The 9,893-nt window shown below is 69.9% G+C and carries 10 protein-coding genes; 3 read left to right on the top strand and 7 right to left on the bottom strand.

The genetic code is table 11. From position 1 onward, the window contains the following. Positions 1-416, bottom strand: a 416-nt coding sequence (locus AB7U92_RS14595; protein ID WP_428578114.1) for a glutathione S-transferase N-terminal domain-containing protein, incomplete at its 3' end; no start/stop codon positions are given. Positions 417-481: 65 nt separating this feature from the next. Between AB7U92_RS14595 and AB7U92_RS14590 the strand changes: the two genes are divergently transcribed. After that, the gene (locus tag AB7U92_RS14590; protein ID WP_428578111.1) at positions 482-1,216 is read left to right on the top strand and encodes a hypothetical protein; all 735 of its coding nucleotides are present in this window, start codon (positions 482-484) and stop codon (positions 1,214-1,216) included. A gap of 16 nt (positions 1,217-1,232) precedes the next feature. On the opposite strand, the gene AB7U92_RS14585 is transcribed toward AB7U92_RS14590, so the two are convergent. Genes AB7U92_RS14585 through AB7U92_RS14575 form a run of 3 tightly spaced genes read right to left on the bottom strand, consistent with a single transcriptional unit; the run spans position 1,233 to position 4,339 of the window. Then, a complete protein-coding gene (locus AB7U92_RS14585) occupies positions 1,233-2,474 on the bottom strand; it encodes an acyl-CoA dehydrogenase family protein (protein WP_428578109.1) in 1,242 nt (413 codons plus the stop codon). Positions 2,475-2,498: 24 nt separating this feature from the next. After that, a complete protein-coding gene (locus AB7U92_RS14580; protein ID WP_428578106.1) occupies positions 2,499-3,575 on the bottom strand; it encodes a phosphotransferase in 1,077 nt (358 codons plus the stop codon). Between the two features lie 59 nt (positions 3,576-3,634). Further along, complete coding sequence (locus AB7U92_RS14575) at positions 3,635-4,339, bottom strand: Crp/Fnr family transcriptional regulator (protein ID WP_428578103.1); 705 nt, start codon at positions 4,337-4,339, stop codon at positions 3,635-3,637. Positions 4,340-4,419: 80 nt separating this feature from the next. Between AB7U92_RS14575 and AB7U92_RS14570 the strand changes: the two genes are divergently transcribed. Beyond that, on the top strand, positions 4,420-5,196 hold the full coding sequence (locus AB7U92_RS14570) for a class II aldolase/adducin family protein (RefSeq protein WP_428578100.1): 777 nt from the start codon (positions 4,420-4,422) through the stop codon (positions 5,194-5,196). 7 nt (positions 5,197-5,203) lie between these two features. Here AB7U92_RS14570 and AB7U92_RS14565 read toward each other — a convergent pair whose 3' ends face one another. Further along, positions 5,204-5,983, bottom strand: coding sequence for an oxepin-CoA hydrolase, alternative type (locus tag AB7U92_RS14565; RefSeq protein ID WP_428578097.1), 780 nt, complete (start codon positions 5,981-5,983; stop codon positions 5,204-5,206). A gap of 131 nt (positions 5,984-6,114) precedes the next feature. On the opposite strand from AB7U92_RS14565, the gene AB7U92_RS14560 reads away from it, so the two are divergent. Further along, entirely contained in the window at positions 6,115-8,067 is a 1,953-nt protein-coding gene (locus AB7U92_RS14560; protein ID WP_428578094.1) for a hypothetical protein, read from the top strand. 13 nt (positions 8,068-8,080) lie between these two features. On the opposite strand, the gene AB7U92_RS14555 is transcribed toward AB7U92_RS14560, so the two are convergent. Together AB7U92_RS14555 and AB7U92_RS14550 are read right to left on the bottom strand one after the other, a co-directional pair. Beyond that, the gene (locus tag AB7U92_RS14555) at positions 8,081-9,250 is read right to left on the bottom strand and encodes a pyridoxal phosphate-dependent aminotransferase (protein ID WP_428578091.1); all 1,170 of its coding nucleotides are present in this window, start codon (positions 9,248-9,250) and stop codon (positions 8,081-8,083) included. A gap of 11 nt (positions 9,251-9,261) precedes the next feature. After that, the coding region (locus tag AB7U92_RS14550) for a LysR substrate-binding domain-containing protein (RefSeq protein ID WP_428578088.1) at positions 9,262-9,893 on the bottom strand (632 nt) is incomplete at its 5' end.

Genomic DNA, 9,893 nt, shown 5'->3' with positions numbered 1-9,893 from the left:
AGGCGCTTGGCCTCGTTGGTGTAGCGGTCGATCGCGTAGGGGATCTTCTCGGGTGCGTAGATGCGGAAGTGATGCGCCTGACCCAGCATGGGGCCGACACTGCCCATCTGGAACATCAGCCACTGCAGCACCTCGTACTTGCCGCGCACGTCCTGCGGCAGGAAGCGGCCGGTCTTGCCGGCGAGGTACAGCAGGATCGCGCCCGACTCGAACAGCGAGATCGGTTGTCCGTCCGGGCCCTGCGGGTCGACGATCGCCGGGATCTTGTTGTTCGGGCTGATGGCGAGGAACTCGGGCTTGAACTGGTCGCCGGCGCCGATGTCCACCGGGATCACGCGGTACGGCAGGCCGCACTCCTCGAGCATGATGTGAACCTTGTGCCCATTCGGCGTTGCCCACGAATACACTTCGATCATGAGGTCCTCGTCGTCTGTGTCCGCCGCTGCGGCGTGCTGCGAACTCTAGTGGATTGACCGCAGCCATGCTCGAGTCGTTCAAGCGCCTGCTCGCCGGCAAGCCCGCCGAATCCGCGGCCTGGCCCGATGTGGCCGATTGGGCGGCCCGCCAGGCGCTGAACTTCCGCCGCGTGCGCGAAGGCGAGGGCTTCGTCATCGAAGGCCTGCTCGACGAGATGCCCTGGCGGCTCGAGTGGGGCCCGCCGCAGCGGGCCTACATCGCCGGCCGCGAGTTGCGCATGCGCATGGAACTCGACCTGCCCGGCGACCTGCAGATGCTGCTGATGGCCCGGCCGCTGCTGGTCCTGCTCGAGCGCCAGACCTACGAGAGCTTCACCGAGGGCCTGCAGACGCAGATCGATACCGGCACGCCCGAGGAGGTGCGCTGGCTGGTGATGTTCCCCAAGGCCAACCTGAACATGTACCGCGCGCTGCGCGGCCGGCTCGGTGCCGTGTCGGCGGCACCGGCATCGGTGCCCTTGTGGCTGGAAGGGCCATTGGCTCAGCAACTCGAGCGGGCCTTGGGCACGCTGCTGCAGCACGATCCGCCCTTCGTGCTGATGACGCTGCGCGGACGCCTGTACCTGCGCATGCAGCTGATCGACCCCGACCTGGCCGCGGTGGCCGCGGCGGTCAGCCTGTTCGAGACCGCGGCGCGGCAGGCGCTGCGGGCCGCTGCCCAGGCGGGCGAGAGCGGCCAGGAGTGGCCGAGCACCGGCTCCACCGCCTGGCAGAGTTTCGACGACACCAAACCCCGTTGAGGGGCTGGTGCCGCGCTCAGGCGTACTTGCCGATCTCCAGCTTGGCGATGGCGTTGCGGTGCACCTCGTCGGGGCCGTCGGCGTAGCGCAGGGTGCGCGACAGGGTGTAGAAGTAGGCCAGCGGCGTGTCCTGGCTCATGCCGGCGCCGCCGTGCACCTGCATCGCCCAGTCGATCACCTGGCAGGCCATGGTGGGCGCCACCACCTTGATCATCGCGATCTCGGCCTTGGCGCTCTTGTTGCCGGCCACGTCCATCATCCAGGCCGCCTTGAGCGTGAGCAGGCGCGCCTGGTCGATCATGCAGCGCGCCTCGGCGATGCGCTCGCGCGTCACTCCCTGTTCGGCCAGCGTGCGGCCGAAGGCCACGCGCTTCGTCGCCCGCCTGCACATCAGCTCCAGCGAGCGTTCGGCCAGGCCGATCAGGCGCATGCAATGGTGGATGCGGCCGGGGCCGAGGCGGCCCTGGGCGATCTCGAAGCCGCGGCCTTCGCCGAGCAGGATGTTCGAGACCGGCACGCGCACGTTCTCGAACAGCACTTCCATGTGGCCGTGCGGCGCGTCGTCGTAGCCCATCACCGACAGCGGGCGCAGCACCTTCACCCCCGGCGTGTCCGCCGGCACCAGCACCATCGACTGCTGCGAGTGCCGCGGCGCCGTCGGGTCGGTCTTGCCCATGAAGATGTAGATCTTGCAGCGCGGATCGCCCGCGCCGGAGGTCCACCACTTGCGGCCGTTGATCAGGTACTCGTCGCCCTGGCGCTCGATGCGCGCCTCGATGTTGGTGGCGTCCGAGGAGGCCACGGCCGGCTCGGTCATCGCGAAGGCGCTGCGGATCTTTCCTTCGAGCAGCGGTTCGGCCCACTGCTTCTTGTGGGCCTCGCTGCCGTAGCGGATGATGGTTTCCATGTTGCCGGTGTCCGGCGCCGAGCAGTTGAAGACCTCGCTGCTCCAGGGCACGCGGCCCATGATCTCGGCCAGCGGCGCGTATTCCTGGTTCGACAGGCCGAGGCCGTAGTCACCCGAGGTGTTGGTGCGGCCGTCGGCGCTCGGCGGCAGGAACAGGTTCCACAGCCCGGCCTCGCGCGCCTTGGGCTTGAGCTTCTCGATCACCTCCAGCGGCGTCCAGCGCTTGCCGGCCGCGGTGTTGGCCTCGATCTCGGCCCACCAGGCGCCTTCGGCCGGGTAGATGTGCTCGTCCATGAAGCGCAGCAGACGCGCCTGCAGTTCCTGGGTCCGTGGCGAATAGCTGAAGTCCATGGTGTCTCTTTCGTGGGGAGGTGATCAGGTGCGGCTGGCGATGCGCCAGCCCATCTCGGCCAGCGGCCGGGCACCGGCGCCTGCCGACACGGCCTGCGCGCTCGACGCGGTGCCGTCGACGACGCGCTTGGCGATGCCCTGCAGGATGCCGGCCATGCGGAACAGGTTGTAGGCGAGGTAGAAGTTCCAGTCGGCCATCACCGCATCGGGGTCGGGCCGGCCGGTGCGCTCGCAGTAGCGGCGCACGTAGGCCCGCTCGTCGGGGATGCCTAGCGCGGCCAGGTCGCAGCCGCCGATGCCGCGGAACTGCCCCGGCGCGATGTGCCACGACATGCAGTGGTAGCTGAAGTCGGCCAGCGGGTGGCCGAGCGTGGAGAGCTCCCAGTCGAGCACCGCCAGGATTCGCGGCTCGGTCGGGTGGAAGACGAGGTTGTCGAGCCGGTAGTCGCCGTGCACCACCGACACCTGGCTCTCGTCCTTGGCGCTGGCCGGCATGTGCGCCGGCAGCCATTCCATCAGGCGGTCCATGGCCTCGATCGGCTCGGTGATGGAGGCGACGTACTGCTTGCTCCAGCGGCCGATCTGGCGCTCGAAGTAGTTGCCGGGCTTGCCGTAGCTCTCGAGGCTGGCAGCGCGGACGTCGACCGTGTGCAGCGCCGCGATCACGCGGTTCATCTCGTCGTAGATGGCGCCGCGCTCGGCCGGGCCCATGCCGGGCAGGGTCTGGTCCCACAGCACGCGGCCCTGCACGAACTCCATCACGTAGAAGGCACGGCCGATGACGCTCTCGTCCTCGCACAGCAGGTGCATGGTCGGCACCGGCACGCCGGTGCCGCGCAGCGCGCTCATCACCCTGAACTCGCGCTCGATGGCGTGCGCCGAAGGCAGCAGCTTGGCCACCGGCCCGGGCTTGCAGCGCATCACGTAGGTGGCGCCGGGCGTGACGAGCTTGAACGTGGGGTTGGACTGGCCGCCCTTGAACTGCTCCACGCTCAAGGGGCCGGCGAAGCCGTTCAGGTGCCGCTCGAGATGGCGCTGCAGCGCGTCGACATCGAAGGCGTGCTGGGCGGCGACGGGTTTGGTTCCGGAGAAGGCGTCCATGGCTCGTCAGGAAGTAAGTTCCACCAGCCGGCCTGCGTCGCGGCCGGCGCGACACGGGTTCAGCGCTCGGCGATGGCGAGCAGCTTGTCCTTGGAGAGCACCACGAGGCGTGTCGGCTCGATGCGCACCGCACCCTCGCGCTCGAAGCCCTTGAGCTCCTGGTTGACACGCTGGCGAGAGGCGCCGAGCAGTTGCGCGAGATCCTCCTGCGCCAGCGCCAGGCCGATGCGGATCTCCTCGCCCTCCTGCACGCCGTAGCTGCGCGCGAGCAGCATCACCTGCTTGGCCAGCCGCGCGGCCAGCGGCCGGGTGTTGAGATCCTCGATCTGATCGAACATCAGCCGCAGGCGGCGGCAGTTCAGGCGCAGCAGCGCGTCGTAGAGCTCGACATGCTGCGCGAGCAATTCCTTGAAGTCGGACTTGCGCACGATCAGCAGCGTGGTCTCGCCATGCGCGCTGGCGTCGTGCGTGCGCGGCAGGCCGTCGAACAACGCGATGTCGCCGAACCAGGTGCCGGGCTCGACGTAGGTCAGCGTGACCTGCTTGCCCGAGAGCGACACCGAGCTCACCCGTACCGCGCCCTTGGCCACGCCCACCCACTCCTGTGCCGGAGTGCCGCGCGCCGACAGCGTGGCGCCGTCGGCGAGCCGCCGCACGGTGGCGCGGGCGAGGATGGCCTGGCGCAGTGCCGGCGAGAGCTTCGAGAACCAAGAGCCCGACTCGATGTTGGAACGTTCTTCGAGTGTAAGAACCGAGGTGTTCATGTTCAGTCGCTGAGGTGACAGCATGATCGCGTCGTGCGAACCTATTGTCCACGAGCAAGATCACCGATCAGGAGACGAGCATGGGCGCCAACGATCTGCGCATCCCGAGCCTTCGTGGCCACGTCAGCGACGAGGAGTGGCGCACCCGCCTCGACCTCGCCGCGGCCTACCGCCTGGTGGCGCTGTTCAAGTGGGACGACCTGGTGTTCACCCACATCAGCGCGCGGGTGCCGGGGCGTGACAACGAATTCCTGATCAACCCCTACGGGCTGATGTTCGAGGAGATCACCGCCTCGAGCCTGGTGCGCGTCGACACGGCCGGCAACAAGCTGGACGACTCGCCGTTCCCGGTCAACCCGGCCGGCTTCACCATCCACAGCGCGATCCATGGCGCTCGCCACGACGCCCAGTGCGTGCTGCACACCCACACGCTCAACGGCGTGGCGGTATCGGCGCAGAAGGGCGGCGTGCTGCCGCTGTCGCAGCAGTCGATCTTCGTACTGTCGAGCCTGGCGTACCACGATTACGAAGGCGTGGCGCTCAACGACGAAGAGAAGCCTCGCCTGGTGGCCGACGTCGGCGACAGGAACTTCCTGATGCTGCGCAACCACGGCCTGCTGACGCTCGGCGCCACCATCGCCGATGCCTTCCTCAACATGTACCTCTTCGAGGCGGTGTGCACGATCCAGGTCCGCGCCCTGGCCGGCAGCCGGGAACTGGTCCACGTCGACCCCCGCATCATCGCCGGCGCACAGGCCCAGGCCAGGCAGGTCACGCGGGGCGTTGGCGGCGGTGCGCTGACCTGGCCCGGCCTGCGGCGGCGACTGGACCGCCAGAACCCTGGCTACGCCGACTGAGCGCAGTTCAGCCGAACTTCGGTGCCCGTTTGGCGATGAAGGCCTGCAGGCCTTCGCCGCCGTTGGCGTGGAAGAGGTTGAGGATGAACTGTTCCCGCTCGGCAGCGAGGTGGGCGCCCAGCGTATTCGAGGGCGCTTCGTTCAGCAGTTCCTTGGCGCCGGCGATCGCGTTGGGCGCCATCGCCGCGAGCCTGTCGCCCAGCGCCAGGGCTGTGACCATTGCCTGACCAGGGGCACAGAGGGCCTGGACGACGCCCCACTGGTGCAACTGCCGGGCCGTGACCGGATCGGCCAGCCAGAGCATCTGCTGCACCGCAGCGCGGGGCAGGGCTCGGGCCAGGTGCCAGCTGGCGCCGCCGTCGGGCGTCAGGCCCAGCCGGGCGTAGGAGAGGATGAAGCGCGCCTCCTCGGAGGCGACGATCAGGTCGCAGGCCAGTGCCAGCGAGAAGCCCGCGCCGGCCGCCGCGCCTTCCACCGCCGCGATCACCGGCTTGGGACAGGCACGCAGCGCCTCCACCCACTGGTGCAGCCGCTCGAGCATGTGCGCCTGCGCCGGCGGGCCGGCCTGGCGGCGCGCGATCAGGCCCTGCAGGTTGCCGCCGGCGCAGAAGTGCGAGCCGGCGCCGCGCAGCACGATCGCCCGGATGTCGTCGTCGGATTCGGCGGTGCTCAGCGCCTCGATGCCTGCCGTGATCACCGCCTCGGACAGCGTGTTGCGGCTCTCGGGGTCGCTGATCGTGAGAATCAGCACGGCGCCTTGGCGCTCGGTCAGCAGTTCAGAGGGCATGTCCGACTTCAGGCACGGCGGGTTCGGTCGATTGTGTCACGCTCACCCGTGTCGCTTCCCCCGGTTCGAAGTGAGGCCGCAACCGGGCGTCATGCTAGAGTCCCTCGCACAAGAAAGATCATCGCAGCTCAATGCGCCGAGCCTCGCTCTCTCTCACCTTCGTCCTCGCCGGCGGAGCCCTCTTCGGTGCCGCCGGTGATGCACAGGCGCTCGGTTTCGGCCGCTCGGTCAACACCTCCAATCTCGGGCAGCCGCTGAACTTCGCCGCCACCGTGCGGCTCGATGCCGACGAATCGCTGGTGCGCGAGTGCGTGACGGCCGAAGTGCTGTCCGGCGACTTCCGCGTTGCGCCCGCAGCCGTGCGGCTCAGCGTCGAGCCGGCGCCGAACGCTTCGGAGCGCCTGGTGCGCGTCAGTACCACGATGGCGATCGACGAGCCGGTGGTCACCGTCACGCTCACGGCGGGCTGTCAGCAGCGCCTGACGCGCAGCTTCGTCACCCTGGTCGATCCCCCCGGCATCAACCTCGCGTCGGCGCCGCCGGCGGTAACCAGCCTGCCGCCGCAGCGTTTCGAGCCGGAAACGGCGCCGGTGGTGGCGGTGTCCCAGGCCGCCCAGGCGGCGTCCGCGCCTCGCCGGGCGGCGCCGGAACCCGCCGCCGACCGGCCGCAGCGGCCCCGTGCCGTGGCAGGCGCCTCGACGCCGCCGCGCCCCCGGTCGGTCGCCCAGGCCGTGCCGGCCAAGCCGCGCGAGCGCAAGAGCAGCGCGGCGCCCGCTGCGGTGCCGCGCAGCAGCGGCCCGCGCCTGCAGCTCGAGCCCGGCACCGTGTCGGCCGCTGCGGCTGCCGCATCGGCTGCAGCCGCGCAGGCGGCCGCCGCCGCAGCCTCCGAGGTGGCGGCTTCCAACCTGGCTGCGGCTTCTGCCGCCGCTGCCGCGTCGGCCGCTCAGGCCCGGATCGCCTCGCTCGAGGAGCAGCTGCGTCTGCTGCGCGAGGAGTCGCAGAAGACCCAGAAGGCCCTGGCCACGCTGCAGTCCAGCCTCGAACGCGCCCAGGAAGAGCGCTACGCCAACCCGCTGATCTATGTGCTGGCGGCCTTGTCGGCGCTGCTGGCCGTGCTGCTGGCGGTGCTGTGGTGGCGCCAGTCGCAGTCGCGCCAGAACTCGCAGTGGTGGCTCGCCCCGGCCGGCACGAGCGTGGCCACGGCCACGCCCGCCAAGCCCGTTCCGGCCCGGGCGCCAGTCGATGCCGCAGCCGCCCGGCAGGAGACCCAGCCGGCGGTGATGGACGAGCGTGCCTTCAGCCGCTCCGGCGAAGACGAGGCCGAGCCCTCGGCGTCTCCGGTGACCGAGGCGCCGGTGTCGGTGCTCCCGCCGATCGCCGAGGCGTCGTCGGCGCCGCGGCGCGAACTGTCGGTGGAGGAACTGATCGACCTCGAGCAGCAGGCCGACTTCTTCGTCGTGCTCGGCCAGGAAGACGCCGCCATCGACCTGCTGATGGGCCATGTGCGCAGCAGCGGCGGCGCCAGCCCGCTGCCCTACCTGAAGCTGCTCGAGATCTACCGCCGCCGTGGCGACAACGACGCCTACGAGCGCGTGCGCGAGCGATTCAACCGCCGCTTCAGCGCCTACGCACCCGACTGGGACAACGACCTCGCCCAGGGCCGCACGCTCGACGACTATCCGCAGATGCTGCGCCAGCTGCAGCGCCTGTGGGACGAGCCTCAGCGCGTCACGCAGATGCTCGACGCGGCGCTGATGCGCCAGGACGGCGAGGGCGACACCTACGACCTGCCTGCCTACCGCGAGCTGCTGTTCCTGTACTCGATCGCCCGCGACCTGGGCGAGCACCCGAGCAACGCCCGCTCCGTCGACCTGTTGCTGCCGATGGACGGGGATGCCGCCGAGAAGCCGATCGAGGAGTTGACGGCCAGCCGGCTGATGGGCTTTGCGCCAACCAATCAGCTCACGGTGCAGGTCGATCTCGACGTCACCCGGCCCAAGGCCGACAAGGGCGAAGGTCGCTCCTCCGACTTCATGGGCCTGGTCGACCCCAAGCCCCGGCGCGACGGCGCCGACCGCTACTGAGCCGAGGCCGCCTTCACAGCGCCGCGAGGCGCTCCAGCGCGAGCCTCAGCGTCTCGTCCTTCTTGGCGAAGCAGAAGCGCACGATGCGCTGCTCGAAGCCGCCCTGGTAGAAGGCCGACAGCGGGATCGCGGCCACGCCGACCTCGGTGGTCAGGCGGCGGCAGAAGGCTTCTTCCGGCTCGTCGCTGATGGCAGAGTAGTCCACGCACTGGAAGTAGCTGCCCTCGCTGGGCAGCAGCCGGAAGCGGCTCCCCGCCAGGCCGGCGCGGAACAGGTCGCGCTTGCGCTGGTAGAACGCCGGCAGGCCGAGGTGGTGCGAGGCATCGGCCATGAAGGCCGCCAGCCCGTGCTGCATCGGCGTGTTGACGGTGAACACGTTGAACTGATGCACCTTGCGGAACTCGGCGGTCATCGTCGCCGGCGCGGCCACGTAGCCGACCTTCCAGCCGGTCACGTGGTAGGTCTTGCCGAAGCTGGAGACGATGAAGGCGCGCTGTGCCAGCTCCGCATGCCGGGCCACGCTCTCGTGGCGGGCGCCGTCGTAGACCATGTGCTCGTAGACCTCGTCGGCGATCACGAACACGTCGGTCGGGCGCAGCAGTTCGGCCAGGCGCTGCATGTCCCCGGCGGTCCAGATGGTGGCGCTGGGGTTGTGCGGCGTGTTGATGATGATCGCGCGGGTGCGCGGCGACAGCGCCGCGGCGATGCGCGCGAAATCGGGGCGGAAGGTGCCCGGGGTCAGCGGCACGTGCACCGCGCGGCCGCCGGCCAGCTCGATGTTGGGCTCGTAGCTGTCGTAGCAGGGGTCGAGCACGATCACCTCGTCGCCCGGGTGCACGATGGCCAGGATGGCGGTGATGATCGCCTGCGTCGCGCCGGCGGTGATGGTGATCTCGCTGCCCGGGTCGTAGCAGCGGCCGTACATCGCATCGATCTTGGCGGCCACGGCCTCGCGCAGCTGCGGCACGCCGGCCATCGGCGGGTACTGGTTCAGGCCGCCACGCATGGCCCGTTCGACGGCGTCGAGCAGCGCCGGGTCGCAGTCGAAGTCGGGGAAGCCCTGGCCGAGGTTGACGGCGCCGTGCTGCTGCGCGAGCGCGGACATCACGGTGAAGATGGTCGTGCCCACGCGGGGCAGGCGGCTGTCGATGGCGGGGGTGCGCGCGGCGGTGGCGGTGGTCATGGCGTGAGGATTCAGAGCTGGTAGTCGGGCGCGGCGGGCTGCTGGCCCGACAGCGCCTGGGTGATCACCTGGCGGCCGAGTCGGTCGGAGAGCATCTCGGCGAAAGCGTAGACGAAGCTGCGCAGGTAGGCGCCGCGCTTGAAGGCGATGCGCGCGACATTGCGGCCGAACAGGTGGCCGAGCGGCCGCGAGACGAGCTCGCCGCCCGGCGGATCGTCCTTCACGGCGATCTCCGCGACGATGCCCACGCCGAGGCCGAGGCGCACGTAGGTCTTGATCACGTCGGCATCGATCGCTTCGAGCACGACATTGGGCTTGAGCTTGCGCGCGGCGAATGCCTGGTCGACGCGCGTGCGGCCGCTGAACGAGGGGTGGTAGGACACCAGCGGCTGCAGCGCCAGGTCTTCGAGCTCGATGCGCTCGAGCTGCGCCAGCGGATGGCCGGCCGGCATCACGAGGGCATGCTGCCACTCGTAGCAGGGCAGGGTGGCGAGCTCGTCGATGCCGTCCAACGCCTCGGTGGCCAGGCCGACGTCGGCCACCTCCTCGATCACCATGCGCGCCACCTGGTCGGGCGAGCCCTGGTGCAGGCTGACGTTGACCTTCGGGAAGCGCTTGCGCAGCTGCGCGATCGGCTCGGGCA

This window comes from Piscinibacter sp. (genome assembly GCF_050175855.1).
Lineage (GTDB): Bacteria > Pseudomonadota > Gammaproteobacteria > Burkholderiales > Burkholderiaceae_C > Piscinibacter.
Note: the sequence above shows the minus strand (reverse complement) of the source record. Positions and strands in the feature narration are given on the sequence as shown.

Excerpts from the sequence above, each read along its gene's own strand:
- AB7U92_RS14590 (WP_428578111.1), top strand. The coding sequence starts at position 482 with ATGCTCGAGTCGTTCAAGCGCCTGCTCGCCGGCAAGCCCGCCGAATCC.
- AB7U92_RS14585 (WP_428578109.1), bottom strand. The coding sequence starts at position 2,474 with ATGGACTTCAGCTATTCGCCACGGACCCAGGAACTGCAGGCGCGTCTG.
- AB7U92_RS14580 (WP_428578106.1), bottom strand. The coding sequence starts at position 3,575 with ATGGACGCCTTCTCCGGAACCAAACCCGTCGCCGCCCAGCACGCCTTC.
- AB7U92_RS14575 (WP_428578103.1), bottom strand. The coding sequence starts at position 4,339 with ATGAACACCTCGGTTCTTACACTCGAAGAACGTTCCAACATCGAGTCG.
- AB7U92_RS14570 (WP_428578100.1), top strand. The coding sequence starts at position 4,420 with ATGGGCGCCAACGATCTGCGCATCCCGAGCCTTCGTGGCCACGTCAGC.
- AB7U92_RS14565 (WP_428578097.1), bottom strand. The coding sequence starts at position 5,983 with ATGCCCTCTGAACTGCTGACCGAGCGCCAAGGCGCCGTGCTGATTCTC.
- AB7U92_RS14560 (WP_428578094.1), top strand. The coding sequence starts at position 6,115 with ATGCGCCGAGCCTCGCTCTCTCTCACCTTCGTCCTCGCCGGCGGAGCC.
- AB7U92_RS14555 (WP_428578091.1), bottom strand. The coding sequence starts at position 9,250 with ATGACCACCGCCACCGCCGCGCGCACCCCCGCCATCGACAGCCGCCTG.